Source organism: Nitrobacter sp. CN101 (genome assembly GCF_055390255.1).
Window position 1 is genome coordinate 768272 of the sequence record NZ_AP038833.1, and the last position, 19229, is coordinate 787500.

Consider the following 19229-nt stretch of genomic DNA (forward strand, 5'->3'; position numbering starts at 1 on the left):
GTTGCAGACAGCGAAACATCGGCGCCTGATATTTACGCCACCATCTCCTTGGTCTTCTCGGCGCGCTTGCGCTCGTTGGGATCGAGATGCTTCTTGCGCAGGCGTATCGACTTCGGCGTTACTTCGACGAGTTCGTCGTCCTCGATATAGGCCAGCGCCTTTTCCAGAGTCATCTTAATCGGTGGCGTCAGCCGCACCGCCTCGTCCTTCGATGTGGTGCGGATGTTGGTGAGCTGCTTGCCCTTCAGCACGTTGATCTCGAGGTCGTTATCGCGAGTGTGCTCACCGACGATCATGCCGCGATAGACCTTCCAGCCGGGCTCGATCATCATCGGGCCACGATCCTCCAGCTTGAACATCGCGTAGGCCACGGCTTCGCCCTGTTCGTTGGAAATCAGCACCCCGTTGCGGCGGCCTTGAATGTCGCCCTTGTAGGGCGCGTAGCCGTGGAACAGCCGGTTCATGATCGCCGTCCCGCGGGTGTCGGTGAGAAGTTCGCCCTGATAGCCGATCAGGCCGCGCGTCGGTGCGTAGAAAACCAACCGTAGCCGGTTGCCGCCCGACGGCTTCATCTCCGTCATTTCGGCTTTGCGCTCGCTCATCTTCTGCACCACGACGCCGGAATGCTCCTCGTCGACGTCGACCACGACCTCCTCGATCGGCTCTTGCCATTCGCCGCTCGCCTCGTCCTTTTTCAGCACCACGCGCGGCCGCGATACCGATAGCTCGAATCCCTCGCGCCGCATGGTCTCAATCAGGATCGCGAGCTGCAATTCGCCGCGGCCAGATACCTCCATCGAATCTTTGTCCGCAGCCTCCGTCACACGTAGCGCGACATTGCCTTCAGCCTCGCGCAGCAATCGGTCGCGGATCATGCGACTCGTCACCTTGCTGCCCTCGGTGCCAGCCAGCGGCGAATTGTTGACCATGAAGGTCATGGAGACAGTCGGCGGATCGATCGGCTGCGCGGGAAGCGGCTCCTCGACAGCGGGATCGCAAAAGGTGTCGGCCACCGTCCCTTTGGTCAATCCTGCGATGGCGACGATGTCACCAGCCGTCGCCTCCTCGAGCGGCGTGCGCTCGAGACCGCGGAAGGCGAGGATTTTCGAGATGCGGCCCTGCTCGATCAGTTTCCCGTCCCGCGCCAGCACCTTGATGCTCTGGTTCGGTTTGATCATCCCTGAGGAGATTCGGCCGGTGATGACACGGCCTAGATAGGGATTGGCCTCGATGATCGTCCCGATCATGCGGAATGGTCCGTCCTCCACCTGCGGCGGTGGGACATGCCGCACGATCAGGTCGAACAGCGGTTGCATGCCGGCATCCTGGGGTCCCTCCGCGCTATCTGCCATCCAGCCCTGCTTTGCCGAGCCGTAGAGGATCGGAAAGTCGAGTTGCTCGTCGCTGGCCTCGAGCGCCGCAAACAGATCGAACACCTCGTTGATGACCTCGGTCGGACGGGCGTCCGGGCGATCTACCTTGTTGATGACGACGATCGGCTTCAGCCCGACCTTCAGTGCTTTGGAGACCACGAACTTGGTCTGCGGGAGGGGACCCTCGGCCGCATCCACCAGCACCAAGGCGCCATCCACCATGTTAAGGATGCGCTCAACTTCACCGCCGAAATCCGCGTGGCCGGGCGTGTCCACGATATTGATGCGGATGTCGTTCCATTGCACCGAAGCGGCCTTGGCGAGGATGGTGATGCCACGCTCGCGTTCCAGGTCGTTGGAATCCATGGCGCGCTCGACCACGCGCTGATTGTCGCGGTAAGTGCCGGACTGCTGGAGCAGGCGATCCACGAGAGTGGTCTTGCCATGGTCGACGTGAGCGATAATCGCGACGTTGCGGAGATTCATGGGTTGATTCTTCTTCATCAAGAAAACCGCGCATCGCCCAGATTCTGGGCGGCGGTCTTATTTGCGGGGATTAAGGTCACGAGAAGGGCGCGGCGTGATCGATTCACGCGGCAAAAGCGGTCAGGGATTCGTCGCTTCCGGCCAGGTCATTGCCACTTCTTGTCTGAAATGCCGAATCAGGTGCGAACAGCCACATTGCGGCTCCGGCACTTTCGCTGCGACGCTATATAGCCGGAAATCATCAAAAAACAATGCGTCGTTTGCCGTTTGGCGAATTCATTTTGCAGATGACGGGAACCGCTTTGCGGGTTCTGGTGCTTCGGTCGGGTAAACGCCACGCAAAACCTCTTCAAAATGGTTCCTTACGGCGTCGTTGCAGAGGCAGGCGCGAGTAGCCAAGGCTGCCCGGTCGCATACCAGAATGGCGCCTCGCCGGGTCGCCAGAACGCCTTCAATCTTGAAGGTCTGGATCACGCGGCTGGTATAGCTGCGCCCGACACCCAGCATGGTCGATAACTGCTCGTGGGTAAGTGGTACGAGATCGTTGCCGGTACGCTCCATCGCCGAGAGGATCCACTTGGCCGTGCGTTGCTCGATCGAATGGATGGCGTTGCAGGCGGTGGATTGAAAGACCTGCGCCAGCATGCAGTCAGCATAACGCGCGAAGAGATCTTGCAGCGTGGGGGATTTTGTTTTTGCGGCTTCCAGTTTCGCAACCCGTAACCTTACAAATGGCCCGCCGACCTTGACCATGATGCGTGTATAGGCTGGCAGATGGCCGTGACTAACGATACCGCCGACCGCCCCCTCCCGTCCGACCAGAATGGTTTCGACATCGCGGCCATCCTCGTTGGGGACGAGATAGGACGCGAGACTAGATCCGCAGGGAAAGTGGACGGTTTCGACATCGTCTCCCGGATTATAGAGCAGGTCGTCGTTTTGACTGCTGACGGTCTCGAGACCGGACTTGATCAGTGTGAAATCGGTATCGCTTAGCCGACGCAGAAGGTTGTTGTACGGTCGGTCCTGCTGGTTCGTGTCCTGTGCCGCCATGCTGCGCCTTCCTTTTTAGCGCTTCCTAACGCAAGCGCTTGTCAAGTTATGTGCAGAAGTGAACAGACAAAGCTTCATCGCTGTGGTCAGTTCCATGCGGGAACCGGATCAGATTGGGTTCCAGCGAGTTCGTCGCCATGGCGTTCGGACGACACCTCATGGAAGTTATGGATTCCGTTGTTCCCGATGATCCAGCTTCGGTGCCGGCCGGCATCCCTCGCGACGTGTTGATCGTTGAGGACGATATCATTATCGCGATCGACGTTGAGCAGACCGTTGCGGAGTTTGGCGTGACGTCAGCCCGGACCGCTTCAAATGTGGCGCAGGCGCTGGCCATGATCGCTGAACGCGCTCCCGATTTCGCGCTTCTTGACGTCGGTCTTTCGGAAGATAAGAGTTTTGCAGTCGCCAATCGGCTGGCCGCCTTGAAGATTCCGTTTGCTTTCATGACTGGCTACAGCAGCGACAAAGCCTTTCCAGCGGAATACTCGGATCGGCCCAGACTTTCGAAACCGTTTTCGCGCGATGAATTGTTCGCGATCTTGTCGAACTGGCGAAGCTGCAACCCGGGCTAATCCGAGCATCGTCTAGGGTGATAGTACGGTTTTTCCGACTCAAAACCTGAGCGGGCAAGCTGTGCTCACGCAATCTCATGCGCGAGTATCGAGGATACCATCCAGACCGCGCACTAAACACCGCACTTGCTGATATGGTCGTGCGGAACCATGGGAGGATGGCGCATGGCCATGTCGGAAGTGGAGAATGCAAGAGCGAGGCCGTTTGCGATCTGGACGATCGGCTTCAGACCGTTCTTCCTGATGGCTGGCGTCTGGTCGACGGTGGCGCTCGCCGGATGGATCGCCATGCTCGCAATGGGACTCACGCTGCCCAGCCGCTTCGATCCCCTCACATGGCATATCCATGAAATGCTGTTCGGGTTCGTCCTGGCTGTGATCGCCGGTTTTCTGCTGACCGCGATTCCGAACTGGACCGGCCGCGCTCCGATCAGCGGTCTGCCGCTCGCCGCACTGGCGACGTTGTGGCTTACGGGTCGCGTTACGTGTCTCGTTTCAACGTCGATCCCGCTCGGGCTGGCTGCGGCAATCGATCTCGCTTTCCCATTCGTGCTTTGCGGGGTTGTCGCTCGCGAAATCATTGTGGGCCGCAACTGGCGCAACATGGTCATGCCGGTTCCACTTGCCGTGCTCGGCGTCGCAGATCTTCTGATGTATCTGGAACTCGCAGGTTCTTCGGTACCCGCGGGTCTGGGATGGCGCCTGGCGCTGACCGCGATCATCGTCCTGATCTCGGTCGTTGGCGGCCGGATCGTCCCGAGTTTCACGCGTAACTGGCTCGTCAAGAAAAATGCGCCCCGCCTTCCGCCCGAGCACGGACACATCGATAGCCTCGCACTTGTGACGCTCCATGCGGGGATGATCGGATGGGCGATTTTCCCCGGGGGCGGGCCTTTTGGGTGGCTGTTGCTTCTCGCCGCGGCGCTCAATCTTTGGCGGCTCGGCCGCTGGCGCGGCATGGCCACCAGGGCTGAACCGCTATTGACCGTTCTTCACATCGGATATCTGTGGGTCATCGTCGGGGCGGCTTTGCTGGGCGTTTCGATGCTGAGCGATCGTGTGCCTCAGGCTGCGGCAATCCACGCGCTGACCGACGGCGCCATCGGAACGATGACGCTTGGTGTCATGACCCGCGTTTCGCTGGGCCACACCGGACGTGCCCTCACAGCGGATCGGATCACCGCCTTGATCTACCTGCTCGTGATACTCGCCGCCATCGCGCGGGTGGCAGCTTGGGATAGTGGATCGTCAGCGATGTTGATCGAGGTTTCGGCTGCGTTGTGGATCGGCAGCTTCGGCCTGTTCGCGCTCCGATACGGACCGATCTTGGTGGCGCCCCGCGTGCAGCCCGTGGACGCTCAGCGTCGCAAATAACATTATTCGCCGAGCGTCGAGTGCTGGCGCGGTGCTGCAACCTCGGAACATTCGTGGCCTTGTTCGATCTAATGGTATTTATCGGTCGATGTTGAGCACCGCGCCCGTCGTGGCATCGACGTCGACTTCCATATACTGGCCGGCTGCGTCGCGGCCTTCGATCTGCCACTCATGACCGGCGAACTCCGCGTCAGAGACAGCGGCAATACCGACTTCAAACGCGACGCCAAGCGCCTCTTGCATCGAGAGAAGACTACCGGAGTCATAGGCCATCGCCGGAGTGGCCGCGCCGAGGGAAACCGCGGCAGCCATAGACAGAATGTACTTTCGCATGTGGAACTCCTTGTCGAGGTCATCAAGCTGCGCACGTCGCAGCGCAACATCAACAGAACCGAGAGCTCTGCATTGCGTTCCCGCGCCCCTCTCGCGGCAAGTTTGAGCGCATGGGCGGGCGGCCGTGGCGTTTTTCTGGCCATACCTTGGCGAGCCAACATGCGGGGTCGTCGCGATCGGATGCCGAGAGACCTATTCTGAAGATGTGGCGATCAACTCCTGCATCTGCGCTCCACCGACCCCGTCGCGCTGCAAGAATTACCGCCCGGATAAACTTCCGCTTTTTTTCTTATCGGCCGGTGGCGGATCGATCCGACATTGCAATATGCAGTGCAGCCCTGTGCCGAGGAACGCGATCTCCGCTTTCCCATCGAACGCCCGCAGACCGGCATTCAGGAGCTGCGTTCCAAATCCCGGCTTGCCCTGCGCAGTGATCATAGGCCCGCCTGATTCGTCCCAGACGATTGACAGCAGGCCGTTGGTTACAGTCCAAGACACATGGAGCAGGCCATGGGGCGTGGAGAACGCGCCGTATTTGGCGGCGTTGGTGGCGAGTTCGTGAAACATCAGCGCCAAACTGACCGCGAGCTTCGTCGGCAGAAAGAGGGGACCGCCGTTCAGCGTAAACCGGACGTGGCCGTAGGGGCCGAGCTCCGAGCGTAGCAGATCGATGATATCGCAGCCACGTTCGTCGGTGCGTGCGATCAGGTCATCGGCTGTGGCCAGCGCGCCGAAGCAGCCGTCGATCTTGGCCCGGGCCGCCGGATAATCGTGAAGCGCCTGTCTGCTCACCGCATGAATGGTGGCGAGTTTGTTCTTGAGGCGGTGGCGGAGTTCTTCCACCACGAGTTCGCGATAGCGCTGTTCCTTTTCGAGTTCGGTCGTGAGTTCGCGGTGATGAACGACTAGAGAACGATGGCGTCGCACCCCCAGGATGATGAGCGCCGCGACGACGAAATAGACCGCCATGAGTATTGCCGCAGTCATAACCTGCGGTGCCTCGCCGAAATTCAGCATCAGGCCGAGCGCTGCGCCGCCAATCGCGGCGGCAATTCCAGCTCGCTCTCCGCCGAACGCGGCTGCGACAAAAACGCCGGGAAGATAGATGCTGTAAGGCACGTCCGTTCGCAGCAGCGAGATGCCGAAGCGGAACGCGGTGGCGAGCATCAGGCAGACGGCCGTGAGGCCGAAACCCAGAACCGCCGGAGGCTCGGAGACTCCCTGCCATCCGCGCCGGAATTCCTCGATCCACTTGGCCATCCGGCCCCCACTGCAATGTCACGCCGGCACCGCTGAAATTCGCCGGGGCAGATGTCTGCAGGCAGCTTAGCTTAAAGGCACGGCCGGCTAGCATACAATCTTTCTTCTGCAAGGGAATTTGACCCGACCGTCCTCGAGGCTCGATGCTTTCGAGACAAGCTGATGTGATCCGTTTCCGGTCTGCGGAACGTCCGCAACAGGATGCGTCTGGCTTGCCTCCCTGGCGCTAGTCCAGCCCTCGCCAGTTGCGCGCGCGCCTGGCGGCGATCTAGCGTCACGCCCACGGACAAAAGGCAGCTCTCCCCAGCGCGCGTTTTTTGCCGGGATATTGGATAGAATTCGGTATAACTTCCGCTGTCTTCCCTATAGTTCGCTACGCTTCTCATCACGTCAGGAATTTTGGCTGGATTGCCATGGACATATCACATTTAGCCGAACATTTCGGGACCGTCGGCGGCGTGGCCGCTTCGTTCTTTGTGGTCGCCACCTGCACCATGCGGACTATGATCCCGCTCCGTGCTTTCGGCATGCTGGCCAATCTCATGCTGATGATCACTGCGCTTCCGCTCCACAATTTCCTGCAATTTGGGCTTCACGCAGGACTGTTCTGTCTCAACGGCTATCGCTTGCGCCAGATGCTTCTGCTCGTGCGCGAGGTGAAGAAGTCCGTCAACAGCGATCTATCGATGGACTGGCTGAAGCCCTTTATGACCAAGCGCAAGTGCAAGACCGGAGAAATGCTGTTCTATAAGAACGAAAAGGCGGAGACGATGTTCTACATCGTCAGCGGCCGCTACCGTCTGGTGGAGTCCGGCATTGAGCTTCCGGTTGGCGCAATCGTTGGTGAGCTCGGCATGCTGTCTCCTTACAACGAGCGCACCCAATCGCTGGAGTGCATCGAGAGCGGCACGGTGCTCAGCGTGAGCTACCGCCAAGTCGAGGAGCTTTACGTCCAGAACCCGGAATTCGGTTTCTATTTCCTGCGGCTGGCCAGCGCGCGGCTGTTTCAGAACATCGGCAGGCTCGAAGAGCGGCTCGCTGAACATGCGCCGCCCGCGGTCATGACGCCCAAGCTCGCATGAATTTCGGCAGAAGCAAAGCCGCAGACGTTCTTCCCGCCATCCGTTCGATGTTCGCGACTGTTTCAGGCGAGAACAACCATCTGATTCCGACGCTGCCGGCGGACATGCCTGAAGAAGCGAGGCTTGTGGCGGTCGATGGCGTGAAACACCTGATCGATTATCAAGGAGCAGGTTACGCGCAGTTGTATGTCGCCCGGCTTCGGCGGTTCATCGGCCGGCGCAATGTAGATGACAAAGTGTTTGCCGATATCGCGCGTCTGATGGCCGCGCGTATGGCTTATGACGATCCTATCCGCATGGCGCAGCTCAAGCTTGCTGAATTCCGAATGGGTCCGCATGTTCGGTCTGACATTCGCAAGCTACGTCTCGACGAGCTGGTGTCCTTGCTCCCAAAACGGGGAGCCGATCCTGTATTCTCGCTGCTTGACCGCCTCGGGTGGCGGCACTTGCCGGTCACCATGCGGTTCAGTGCAGCGAGTGGATTGGGGGTTAGGTCCCTCAGAATCAAGACGTCGCTCAGGCGATGGCGGCTGTCATCTCTCCGTTATGCCAATGAGCGCGTTTGGGTCGAGCGCTGGCTGCATATGATCGATCGCAGTTTGGCAAAGCAGCCTGCCGCAGTCGCCGCGGTGGTTGCGACGGCTGAAATGGTGCAGGGATACGGGAATGACTACGCTCAGAATCTGCGTAACTGGAATCTGATTATCGACCATCTTGTCAAACCGACCTTCGACGGCGCGATGGTCTGCTCTGATCTGGGTGCCTCAATAGCCGAGGCGCGGGCGATCGTGGATTGTGATCCCCAGCAGAAATCGTTGAAGCGTGTTATCGCGGGGATGAGGGAGCGGGCCGGTGCCGACACCCGGAGGGTCGATTGAGCGGTGTATCCCGGTCCAGAGATGGCATAATGAAGGTGTTTGAGCCGCTCGATGCGCAGAACGCTCGCACAGCTTGCCTCGTTCATGAATATGCGAACTTCAAAACCCGGACACTAGCAGGGGCGTCTGCGTGATATTTCCTTCGTTGTCGTCGTCGATCGCAGTGGGTCCGCTTGTGGGCTGGATGGTCGTGCTGACCATCAAGCATGTGTTGGCCGATTTCGTGTTGCAGAATTCCTGGATGGCGGTCGGCAAGGATCAAAAGACCGGCTGGGCGCTGCCGCTGCTCTCGCACTGCCTCGTGCATCTCGTGTTGGCGCTGGTGCTGATTCTGCTTATCACGCCACGCTTCTGGTTCATCGCCTTTATCGATTTCGCGATTCATATCGTCGTGGATCGCGCCAAGGGTATCTGTGTCTCCGCCTTCGACGTGACACATCAGCACCCGTGGTTCTGGACGCTGATAGGCGTCGATCAGACACTGCATCATCTCACCGGATTCGGTCTGGCGATCGTCATGGCATTCAACGCCTGACCTGAAATACGTGATCTGGCGGCGGCACCTGCGAATCGCGAATCATGGCCCGGTTTGATTCGGAACCGGAATGCAAGTCTCCCCGGCCTGACTTTGCGGGCGTGGTTAACTACTCGTTAGGGAATTGTGTTGCATCCTCAGGACTTGAGGAGAGTTGCGCATGTGCTCTAGCGCCGACGCTTTCGAGAACGACATCTGCCCAGTCAACGATGATCTGTTGGGCGCCATGTATCGCGCCAGCGAGCATGGGTTGCCTCAGCTCATTGCCAGCGTCGCTCCGGATGTACGAGCGATGCTGGCACTGTTCTGCTACCACCGGAGCCATCTGCACGCACTGGCTTTGTCAATCGCTTCAAGCTGCGCCGAGCGTGATCTGGTCGCAGTCGGTGGCCGCGTCGGTTCCACGCTGTTCGCGCTGTCACGCAACGCACGGCAACCCCATGCTCCGTCGCAGCACGGCCAGCGCAAGCCCATTACGTTGTCAACAAAGCCGCTCAGCACGTTCGTGCCGCTCGACGACCTGGCCGACGACGAGGAGGCTGCGCTGGTACCGGCTTAACGGTCGCGCAGCTCAAACGCCTATTTCTTTTCCCTGGTGATGATGCCCGGCAATGTAAGATTGCCGGAAGCGACCTTGTAGGTGCCGGTGACGCAAAGAAGCGGTGCCTTTCCGGCTTCGTTGACCTGCAGATGCGCGGCGACGGCATCGAAGTTGACGTTCTCCGCTCCCTTGACTGGCACGGTAATACGCACCGTTTGTCCTTTGAGGATGGGGCTCATGCCTGGGCTGTCCAACGCGAGAGGCAGGCCGGGCGCGGTGGCCGGCAATAGATCCTGCCCCGGCGAAATGTCCAGCACCTTGAGGCCGCCGGCACAGGCCTTGTCGTTGGCCAGCACCACCCAGTGCGAATGCCAGCCCGCGCCGTCATTGGTCGGATCGCCATCGCCGTTTTCGTCGAACAGCGGTGTGTCGTCAAAGTCCGGATGCGCGGTAATGGCGAGCGCCAGGATACCGGAACCTTTGGCAAAGCCGACCGTCGCGGGATCGAGCTTGGTCGGCCAGACGTAGGCATCCACCTTGGCGCCGGCGAGCTTTCCGACCTTTTGCGGTTTCAGCGTACCGGCATCGCCGCTAACCTCCATTGCGAAGGTGGCAAGCCGACCGTCGGTCGAGGCGGAGGCGCTGGTGACGTCGAACGCCGGCGGTACGGTGGCATCGGGCTTGGCGCGGATGTCGTGGGCGAGGGCGGAGGTCGCCAGCGCACCTTGCAGCAGGATGAAAGCTAACGTTCTCGTGGAGAACTTGGGCATGGAGGCGAACATAGAGAACTCCAGGTTTGTTAATATCGAGTCGATACTATATGTCTGATCGACGATCGGAGTGTCAACTAAAAATAGCGAGTCGCTACTATGCCAATGTCCACGGCCCTTGAGGCGGCTTATCTGATTGACCGCCTGGACCGGTTGACCCGCAGCAGCGGAAACATCCCGGAGCTCAATCCTGCGCAGTGGGAGGCGTTGCGCTACCTGTCGCGCGCCAACCGTTTTTCGCGCACGCCGGCGGCGCTTGCCGGTTACGTTGGCTCGACTCGCGGGACCATTTCACAAACCCTGATTGCGCTGGAGCAGAAGGGGTTGGCGTCGCGGCAGTCCAGCCGGCGCGACGGCCGCTCGATCGAATTGGCGCTGACCCGGCGCGGTGAGGCCGTATTGAGGAGTGATCCGCTGCGGCGGCTGGCGGACGACATTACGGCCGCCACGGGCGGCGATGCTGGCGAGTTGCTCGCGACGTTACAGGGCATCCTATCGGCAACGATCGCGAGGAACGACGGGCGGGCCTTCGGAGTCTGCCGCACATGCAGGCATTTCCGCCGCAATGCCAAACCGGGCAGCGCCTCGCCGCATCATTGCAGCTTGCTCGATGAAACCCTCTCCGACTACGACGGAGATGCGATCTGTCAGGAGCACGAAGCTGCCGCCTGAACAGCGGCTAGAGCCTTTCCGCTCCCAATGGAATCAAAAGCGGGGTTCTATGATTTGATCTGACGCGTTTCTTCACGCGAACCGATGTCCATTTCGCTTGAAAACGCCATAGACCGCGATGATTCGGATCGGAGCGATCCAAAATCACGCACGTGATCGATTCCAGAATTTGAGAGGTGGGATGCGGGCGGAAAGCCGGTACGCACCTCTTCATCCCGCTCGGGTTAAGCTAATTGCGCAGCGCGAGCGCGCCAATCAGACGGCATCCACCAGAATGACGCGTATGTCGTTGACGTTGGTGAGCGTCGGTCCTGTGAATAGCAGGTCACCGCTGGCTGCGAAGAAGCCGGTGGCGTCGTTGTTGGCGAGATAGACGGCCGGATCGAGGTTTTGCGCGCGCATCGCCCCGTACGTGCGGGCATCGATCACGGCGCCGGCAGGATCGGAGGCATCGCCCGCTCCGCCGTCGGCGCCATCGGTATCGGCCGCCAACGCGGAAATGCCCCGCGCGTCCTTAAGCTGTGATGCAAGCGACAGCGCATATTCCTGATTGGGGCCGCCGCGCCCGTTGCCGCGAACCGTTACGGTGAATTCGCCGCCCGACAGGATGGCAAGCTTGCGGCCGTCGGCTCGCGCCTTCAGCGCTAGTTTCGCGTGCTCCATTGCAACGTCGCGAGCTTCTCCTTCGAGATTGGCGCCGAGGTCGAGCACGTCAAAGCCGGCATCGCGTGCGAGTCTGACGGCGGCGTCGAGCGAAGTCCTTGGCCGTGCGACGATCTCGAAACGGGTGCGGGCGAACGCGGCGTCGCCGGGCTTGCAGCTTTCGTTGGCGGGATCGTTGAGGGCACGGCTAATAGCATCGTCGCATACGATTTTGTATTTTGTGACCAACGCGCGGGCGTCGGCCAGCGTGGTTGGGTCGGGCACCGTGGGGCCGGAGGCAATGGCCGTCGGCTCATCGCGCGGCACGTCCGATATCGCCAGCGTTACGATCTCGGCGCGCCTGCCCGCGCGCGCAAGCCGCCCGCCCTTGATCCGCGACAAGTGCTTGCGCACCGTGTTGACTTCGCCGATCGGGGCGCCGGAGCGGAGCAGGGCATGGTTGAGCTGCTGCTTCTGAGCGAACGACACGCCATCCACAGGCGCAATCCAGTTCGCCGAGCCGCCGCCCGAAAGCAATACCAGCAGCAGATCGTCGGCTGTCGCGGTACTCGCGAGGGTCAGACTGACGCCGGCGCTGTGCCAACCCGCTTCATCCGGCACCGGATGGCCGGCCTCGATCACCTTGATTCGACGCGTCGGCACGCTATGGCCGTAACGTGTGGCGGCGAGGCCGGTCAGCCGGGCGGGATCAAGACCGGCAGCGTCGAGATAGTGTCGTTCCACCACTGCGGCCATGGCAGCGGCGGCTTTGCCGGCGGCGAGGCAGATCACGCGGCCTTCCGGCGCGGGTGGCAGATGTGCCTCGAGAATGTTGTCAGGATGCGCGGCGGCGACACTCGCGTCGAAGAGGGCCCGCAGCAGCTTGCGATGGTCGGTCATGCTCGGATCGGCGCGAGAAGTCGAACGGGTCGCATGTCCGTCGGAAGCGGACAGGGCCAGCCATGCTCAAAAAACGCACTTGAAATGTCGGCTCGGGCCATCGCCGTTCGTCTGGAAGAGAGGCACACACTCTGACCGGATGGACGTCCCATGCAGCTACTATCGATATGCTCGAATCTGGATTGTCTCTACTTGATCGTATGCTGGATCAAGTTGCGAATCTCCGCCGCGCTGAGAGATTTTTTCCTGCCTTTACTCTTTCGGCGAACCAACCAGGCTTGTTCCGACTAGGGCGTTTCGAGCGAAGTGGATGCCGGTTCGCGCGAAGACAACGCGTCAGATCGCAATCATAGAAGCCATGCGTCTAATCTGCGTCAGAAGCGAAAAAGTCTAGCGGTTGGAGACCTGCCGAGGCAGCGGTAGGGCAGGTGAGCCTGCGGCATCCGATACCCTGGCAACGGCGCCGCGGCTATTCATCATCGCCTCGAGCCGGTCGCGTTCCTTCTCAAAGCCGGCCAGGATCATGCCGTCCAGTGATCGCCCCCGCGGAAGCCGGACGCGCATCGGGTCGACGAAGCGGTCGTTAACGAGAATTTCATAGTGCACGTGCGCTCCGGTGGAGCGGCCGGTCGAACCGACAAAGCCGATCACCTGCCCTTGCCGGACGCGCTTGCCTGGCTCGAGGCCCTTGGCGAAGGCCGACATGTGGCCGTACGCGGTTTCATAGCCGTTGTTGTGCTTGATACGGACATACTTGCCGTAGCCGCCTTCCCATTCTGCTTTTTCGACGACGCCGTTGCCGGTCGCGAAAATTGGTGTGCCATAAGGTGCCGCCCAATCGACGCCGGTGTGCATTTTCACGTAGCCGAGGATGGGGTGGCGCCGAACGCCGAATCCTGATCGCATGATCGCGCTGGCGACCGGTTTGCGGACCAGGAACTTCTTCGCGCTCTTGCCGGTCTCGTCATAATAATCGACGGCGGCGTCGTCGGGAGTCTGGAAACGATAGTATTTCTTGGTCTCACCACCCACTGTAAGAGAGGCATAAAGCACTTCGTTTTTCTCGGTCGTCGGCGTTCCTTCGTCGTCGCCGGCGTAGAAGACGTCAAATGAATCGCCGGGTTGGACCTTGCGCTGGAAATCGATGTCGTAGGAGTAGATGCGGACCATGTCCTCGATGATCGCTGGCGGCACTTTGTCCCGCAGCGCGGTCTCGTAGATGCTTTGATAAAGTCGGACTCCGCGGTCATCGTCGGTGTCGCTGCTGTCGGCGACATCGGCGATCGAATTCATGCTGGCGACGTCGACAGCGACGTAATTGCCGAGATCCGACAGTGCGGCGACAGCCTCGATGGTGGAATCGTTCGCCACGATCACGCGGTAGGGGACGAGTCGCTGGTCGGAGGCCCCAGGCGCCATCAGGACACGCAACTTCTGGCCTTCCCTGAGTCCGCCGTCGCGGCCTCGAGGTCCGAGCGTGCTTGCGATCGCATGGGCTTCTTCCGGTGTTGCGCCCTGGTCCCGCAGCACCGAGGCGATAGTGTCGCCTCTCCTGACCAGATGCACGCGCTCGCCCAGTGGATTGCCGCCGGTAAGTTGTTCGCTGGTTTTCGAAAGCAGCGTGACGTTTTCCGGGACGATACGGGCCTCAAACCCGGCATAGGGGTCCACGCTACCTTCGGCGGCGTAGGCCATTTTGATGCCCGACGTCGGGCCAGCGGTCTCTACCGCGGTCTCGGCCATCGTGTACCGCACGCCGCTGTTGCCGCGCCAGTTTGAGGCATCGCGTACCCGCATCAGAACTTCATCGATCGGGATGGTTGCCGCGATGGTCGCCTTCGGGAGGATCGGTGCGAGATCACGGGTCACGAAGGAAACTTCGGCGTCTGGTTCGGCTGCGGCGGCGGCGCTTGCATCTTCTGTGGTAGTGCGGGCGTGGCTACCACCGTCGGCCAGCAGGCGTTGCGCGTTGAATGGCGGAATCTTTGCGCTGAGATCGCCGGTCGCCATCGACAGGTTGCCGGATACTCGAACGAAGGGCCGGACCCGCATCACGTCGCGATTGCCGGCGCGGGTTACGGTCGAGACGCGAATGACCTGCCTTGCAGCGGCCGCCTCGCTCGGCGGCGGCAGCCGATCGCTCTTGTGAAGGCTGGCCTGATGGTCACCGGTTCCGAACGAGCCGCGAAGTCCACCTTCGACGCGCTCGGCTACCCTCGCAAAGGTGGTTTCACCATCGAGCGACGCAAAAACGGCGCCGCCGATAAGAGCCGCGCCGCACAGGCCTGTAAGAATGGTGCCGCTGAACCACTGCACGGAGATGCGGCGGCGGTCGATGACGGCGGCTTCAGATCCGTCCGCAGAAAGCGGCGGCTCATGACCCAGGTCAATGATCCCCGTCTCGCGTCCTCGATCCCCACTGCGTGCTGCGTTCAATCCGCCGTCCCCCAAATTCCTGCAACCGGCGAAACTCTTGCGTATCCCGGCGTCCGACGCCCTCGGGCGAGAGACGAAAGATTCGCGTGCTTCATGCTCAAGGCTCCCGCCGGTTGGCCTGGGTCACGAACATCGACGGCGCCTGAGCCCTCGATGCATTGCGGCCGCCTGGACAAGGCGATGCGACCGTGGACGACCACCGTCTGCTGAAAGCTACCGATTCCTGGACTTACCGAAATGGCCGCTGCCCCTAGCAATCGGCGATTCAAGACTTATTTCTAGAGAACGTCGCAGGAATGTGGCTCAAGTACGGCGTTTCGCAGGGCTTTTTGACCTGCGAAATCGTTTTACCAGATGCAACAATTTGTTGACGATGGGCGTTGACAAGCGTCCGAGGGTGGGACTATAAACCGCCCACTGAACGCGGCGCGGCCTTGGGCCTTACCAAGGCCCTTAGCTGCGTCGGTGAAGCTCATCACGAGGTTGAGTGAATCAACAGCCGATAGTCGTCGGTTGTTATTTGTCGTCCGGTGAGTGCTTTACAGAGCTTCCAGAGATGGAAGATGGGTCTTTAGGGCCCGGGCTGTTTGACAAGTGAAGATGAAGAAAGAGAAACGTGGACGGCGGAGTCCTTGCGGGTCTCGATCAATGAAGGCTTCGGCTTTCGTGGATTGAGGCCGGACGAAAGACTTCGGCGGTACACGTTTTAAAGGTTACACCATCGTCATCAGCGATGTGAATCGTGGATGGCTGTTAGCTTCGGCTAACAAAAAATGGTGGGACCTCGTCAAACGTTGTGATCAGCCGGCTCAAAGTTTCAAGTCCAACTTGAGAGTTTGATCCTGGCTCAGAGCGAACGCTGGCGGCAGGCTTAACACATGCAAGTCGAACGGGCGTAGCAATACGTCAGTGGCAGACGGGTGAGTAACGCGTGGGAACGTACCTTTTGGTTCGGAACAACACAGGGAAACTTGTGCTAATACCGGATAAGCCCTTACGGGGAAAGATTTATCGCCGAAAGATCGGCCCGCGTCTGATTAGCTTGTTGGTGAGGTAATGGCTCACCAAGGCGACGATCAGTAGCTGGTCTGAGAGGATGATCAGCCACATTGGGACTGAGACACGGCCCAAACTCCTACGGGAGGCAGCAGTGGGGAATATTGGACAATGGGCGCAAGCCTGATCCAGCCATGCCGCGTGAGTGATGAAGGCCCTAGGGTTGTAAAGCTCTTTTGTGCGGGAAGATAATGACGGTACCGCAAGAATAAGCCCCGGCTAACTTCGTGCCAGCAGCCGCGGTAATACGAAGGGGGCTAGCGTTGCTCGGAATTACTGGGCGTAAAGGGTGCGTAGGCGGGTCTTTAAGTCAGAGGTGAAATCCTGGAGCTCAACTCCAGAACTGCCTTTGATACTGAGGATCTTGAGTTCGGGAGAGGTGAGTGGAACTGCGAGTGTAGAGGTGAAATTCGTAGATATTCGCAAGAACACCAGTGGCGAAGGCGGCTCACTGGCCCGATACTGACGCTGAGGCACGAAAGCGTGGGGAGCAAACAGGATTAGATACCCTGGTAGTCCACGCCGTAAACGATGAATGCCAGCCGTTAGTGGGTTTACTCACTAGTGGCGCAGCTAACGCTTTAAGCATTCCGCCTGGGGAGTACGGTCGCAAGATTAAAACTCAAAGGAATTGACGGGGGCCCGCACAAGCGGTGGAGCATGTGGTTTAATTCGACGCAACGCGCAGAACCTTACCAGCCCTTGACATGTCCATGACCGGTCGCAGAGATGTGACCTTCTCTTCGGAGCATGGAGCACAGGTGCTGCATGGCTGTCGTCAGCTCGTGTCGTGAGATGTTGGGTTAAGTCCCGCAACGAGCGCAACCCCCGTCCTTAGTTGCTACCATTTAGTTGAGCACTCTAAGGAGACTGCCGGTGATAAGCCGCGAGGAAGGTGGGGATGACGTCAAGTCCTCATGGCCCTTACGGGCTGGGCTACACACGTGCTACAATGGCGGTGACAATGGGAAGCAAAGGGGCAACCTCTAGCAAATCTCAAAAAACCGTCTCAGTTCGGATTGGGCTCTGCAACCCGAGCCCATGAAGTTGGAATCGCTAGTAATCGTGGATCAGCATGCCACGGTGAATACGTTCCCGGGCCTTGTACACACCGCCCGTCACACCATGGGAGTTGGTTTTACCTGAAGGCGGTGCGCTAACCCGCAAGGGAGGCAGCCGACCACGGTAGGGTCAGCGACTGGGGTGAAGTCGTAACAAGGTAGCCGTAGGGGAACCTGCGGCTGGATCACCTCCTTTCTAAGGATGGTTCTTCAACAGCTTGCTGTTATCGAACCGTTTTAGAAACATCAGTGGCCAATGATCGTCAGGATCGTTGAGCTGCATTGGCGGGATTTCGCCGTCTTCGTTTCTCTTTCTTCGCGGACGAACACGCGCCAGGGGCGGCGCTTGTGCTCATGATCCGGTTTAGCCGGCGGAGTGCGCTGTCCCTAGTCGTTAGGGGCTTGTAGCTCAGTTGGTTAGAGCGCGCGCTTGATAAGCGTGAGGTCGGAAGTTCAAGTCTTCCCAGGCCCACCATTTGATCAAGTGCAGCATTCGTCTTCTGGTACGGGGCCATAGCTCAGCTGGGAGAGCGCGTGCTTTGCAAGCATGAGGTCGTCGGTTCGATCCCGTCTGGCTCCACCAGATGGTTGATTGATCGACATTATTTGATTGATATCGTCCGCGAAAACAACGCTTCGCATGTCTCATTTGTTATAGATGGACGTGCGAGATTTCTGACATCGTAAAGAGGAGATCGATCCGAGTCTGGATCGCGGGTCGTGCTGTGAAGCACGGTCGGCGCCCATTCACTATCTCCAGGTCATTTCGGCGCTCGATCATGTCGTAACGCAAGTTGCGAGGTGAGCGGGTTGTAAATGATCCTGTTAGCGAAGCTTGACCGCCTCGCTATCGGTTCGATCTTACGAAGCAAGCTGGTCTTTCTAATCAATTTCCAGCCGCGCGCAGCATTCATCGAGGGTGCGTGTTGAGGGGGGCTTTCGGGCTCCTGACGCAAGTGTGCGGATAACATTCTGCCGAGTGTGTGGATATTGATAATGAGAGCAATCAAGTGCCTTAAGGGTGTTCGGTGGATGCCTTGGCGCTGAGAGGCGATGAAGGACGTACTACGCTGCGATAAGCCGTGAGGAGCTGCGAAGAAGCTTTGATCCACGGATTTCCGAATGGGGAAACCCACCTTCGATAGCCGAAACTCTAAGCTCATGATGACGCAAGTTGTTGTGGGTTTGGATTTTCGGTTATCAAGCGAAGGTATGAGACTTCTGAATACATAGGAGGTTTCAAGCAAACCCAGGGAACTGAAACATCTAAGTACCTGGAGGAAAGGACATCAACAGAGACTCCGGTAGTAGTGGCGAGCGAACCCGGACCAGGCCAGTCATGAATGTGAGACAACCAGAACCTGTCAGGAAAGCAGGGCCTCAGAGGGTGATAGCCCCGTATGGGTAATGCAAGCATTCATGCTCGAGTAAGGCGGGACACGTGAAATCCTGTCTGAACATGGGGGGACCACCCTCCAAGCCTAAGTACTCCTCAGCGACCGATAGTGAACCAGTACCGTGAGGGAAAGGTGAAAAGCACCCCGACGAGGGGAGTGAAATAGACCTGAAACCGGACACCTACAAACAGACGGAGCCCAAGATACGTTCTGGGTGACGTCGTACCTTTTGTATTATGGGCCAGCGACTTAATTTAACGAGCAAGCTTAAGCCGATAGGTGTAGGCGTAGCGAAAGCGAGTCTGAATAGGGCGTCAAGTTCGTTGTATTAGACCCGAAACCTAGTGATCTAGCCATGAGCAGGTTGAAGGTGAGGTAACACTCACTGGAGGACCGAACGGGTGTCTGTTGAAAAAGACTCCGATGACTTGTGGTTAGGGGTGAAAGGCCAATCAAACTGGGAAATAGCTGGTTCTCCGCGAAAGATATTTAGGTATCGCCTCGCGTGAATACTTGGGGGGGTAGAGCACTGGATGGGCTAGGGGGACTTACCGTCTTACCAAACCCAACCAAACTCCGAATACCCCAAAGTAATGCGCGGGAGTCACACGGCGGGTGCTAACGTCCGTCGTGGAGAGGGAAACAACCCGGACCTACAGCTAAGGCCCCTAATTCGTGGCTAAGTGGGAAAGGATGTGGAAATCCCAAAACAACCAGGAGGTTGGCTTAGAAGCAGCCATCCTTTAAAGAAAGCGTAACAGCTCACTGGTCTAAATAAGGGTTTCTGCGCCGAAGATGTAACGGG

General features: G+C 59.2%; 14 protein-coding genes, 2 tRNA genes and 2 rRNA genes (1 of these 18 cut by a window edge). 11 read left to right on the forward strand and 7 right to left on the reverse strand.

Features of this window, described 5'->3' with window-relative positions:
* Positions 1–32 precede the first annotated feature (32 nt).
* Positions 33–1859 (reverse strand): translational GTPase TypA, encoded by a 1827-nt coding sequence (gene typA, locus ACZ5IL_RS03650; RefSeq protein ID WP_079445780.1) that lies wholly within the window; start codon positions 1857–1859, stop codon positions 33–35.
* A 276-nt stretch (positions 1860–2135) separates the two neighbouring features.
* Positions 2136–2912: a Crp/Fnr family transcriptional regulator gene (locus tag ACZ5IL_RS03655; protein ID WP_464595224.1), complete on the reverse strand. Its 777-nt coding sequence runs from the start codon at positions 2910–2912 to the stop codon at positions 2136–2138.
* A gap of 167 nt (positions 2913–3079) precedes the next feature.
* Between ACZ5IL_RS03655 and ACZ5IL_RS03660 the strand changes: the two genes are divergently transcribed.
* Together ACZ5IL_RS03660 and ACZ5IL_RS03665 are read left to right on the forward strand one after the other, a co-directional pair.
* The gene (locus ACZ5IL_RS03660) at positions 3080–3487 is read left to right on the forward strand and encodes a response regulator (RefSeq protein WP_464596802.1); all 408 of its coding nucleotides are present in this window, start codon (positions 3080–3082) and stop codon (positions 3485–3487) included.
* Between the two features lie 165 nt (positions 3488–3652).
* The gene (locus ACZ5IL_RS03665; RefSeq protein WP_464595226.1) at positions 3653–4861 is read left to right on the forward strand and encodes an NnrS family protein; all 1209 of its coding nucleotides are present in this window, start codon (positions 3653–3655) and stop codon (positions 4859–4861) included.
* 78 nt (positions 4862–4939) lie between these two features.
* Here ACZ5IL_RS03665 and ACZ5IL_RS03670 read toward each other — a convergent pair whose 3' ends face one another.
* Positions 4940–5194, reverse strand: coding sequence for a PepSY domain-containing protein (locus tag ACZ5IL_RS03670; RefSeq protein ID WP_464595228.1), 255 nt, complete (start codon positions 5192–5194; stop codon positions 4940–4942).
* Between the two features lie 258 nt (positions 5195–5452).
* Positions 5453–6454, reverse strand: coding sequence for a sensor histidine kinase (locus ACZ5IL_RS03675; protein ID WP_464595230.1), 1002 nt, complete (start codon positions 6452–6454; stop codon positions 5453–5455).
* Between the two features lie 413 nt (positions 6455–6867).
* On the opposite strand from ACZ5IL_RS03675, the gene ACZ5IL_RS03680 reads away from it, so the two are divergent.
* From ACZ5IL_RS03680 to ACZ5IL_RS03695, 4 genes are all read left to right on the forward strand, one after another.
* Positions 6868–7536, forward strand: a complete 669-nt coding sequence (locus ACZ5IL_RS03680; protein WP_464595232.1) for a Crp/Fnr family transcriptional regulator — start codon at positions 6868–6870, stop codon at positions 7534–7536.
* A complete protein-coding gene (locus tag ACZ5IL_RS03685; protein ID WP_464595233.1) occupies positions 7533–8414 on the forward strand; it encodes a DUF6537 domain-containing protein in 882 nt (293 codons plus the stop codon). Before ACZ5IL_RS03680 ends, ACZ5IL_RS03685 begins: the two co-directional genes overlap by 4 nt.
* A gap of 130 nt (positions 8415–8544) precedes the next feature.
* The gene (locus tag ACZ5IL_RS03690; protein ID WP_464595235.1) at positions 8545–8949 is read left to right on the forward strand and encodes a DUF3307 domain-containing protein; all 405 of its coding nucleotides are present in this window, start codon (positions 8545–8547) and stop codon (positions 8947–8949) included.
* A gap of 160 nt (positions 8950–9109) precedes the next feature.
* Positions 9110–9508: a hypothetical protein gene (locus ACZ5IL_RS03695; protein WP_464595237.1), complete on the forward strand. Its 399-nt coding sequence runs from the start codon at positions 9110–9112 to the stop codon at positions 9506–9508.
* Positions 9509–9528: 20 nt separating this feature from the next.
* Here the strand turns inward: ACZ5IL_RS03695 and ACZ5IL_RS03700 are convergent, their stop codons facing one another.
* Positions 9529–10260 carry a hypothetical protein gene (locus ACZ5IL_RS03700; RefSeq protein WP_464595238.1) on the reverse strand — a complete coding sequence of 244 codons (732 nt, stop codon included), beginning with the start codon at positions 10258–10260 and terminating at the stop codon, positions 9529–9531.
* Positions 10261–10365: 105 nt separating this feature from the next.
* Between ACZ5IL_RS03700 and ACZ5IL_RS03705 the strand changes: the two genes are divergently transcribed.
* A complete protein-coding gene (locus ACZ5IL_RS03705; protein WP_464595240.1) occupies positions 10366–10932 on the forward strand; it encodes a MarR family transcriptional regulator in 567 nt (188 codons plus the stop codon).
* A 255-nt stretch (positions 10933–11187) separates the two neighbouring features.
* Here ACZ5IL_RS03705 and ACZ5IL_RS03710 read toward each other — a convergent pair whose 3' ends face one another.
* Together ACZ5IL_RS03710 and ACZ5IL_RS03715 are read right to left on the reverse strand one after the other, a co-directional pair.
* On the reverse strand, positions 11188–12474 hold the full coding sequence (locus ACZ5IL_RS03710; protein ID WP_464595241.1) for a glycerate kinase type-2 family protein: 1287 nt from the start codon (positions 12472–12474) through the stop codon (positions 11188–11190).
* Positions 12475–12864: 390 nt separating this feature from the next.
* Positions 12865–14910, reverse strand: coding sequence for a peptidoglycan DD-metalloendopeptidase family protein (locus ACZ5IL_RS03715; RefSeq protein WP_464595243.1), 2046 nt, complete (start codon positions 14908–14910; stop codon positions 12865–12867).
* An 824-nt stretch (positions 14911–15734) separates the two neighbouring features.
* On the opposite strand from ACZ5IL_RS03715, the gene ACZ5IL_RS03720 reads away from it, so the two are divergent.
* From ACZ5IL_RS03720 to ACZ5IL_RS03735, 4 genes are all read left to right on the forward strand, one after another.
* Positions 15735–17223, forward strand: a 16S ribosomal RNA gene (locus tag ACZ5IL_RS03720).
* Positions 17224–17425: 202 nt separating this feature from the next.
* Positions 17426–17502 (forward strand) — tRNA-Ile (locus ACZ5IL_RS03725).
* 32 nt (positions 17503–17534) lie between these two features.
* Positions 17535–17610 (forward strand) — tRNA-Ala (locus ACZ5IL_RS03730).
* Positions 17611–18031: 421 nt separating this feature from the next.
* Positions 18032–19229: ribosomal RNA gene (locus ACZ5IL_RS03735) — 23S ribosomal RNA — on the forward strand (it continues 1622 nt past the right edge of the window).
* The 16S and 23S rRNA genes sit together here with 2 tRNA genes alongside, the layout of an rRNA operon.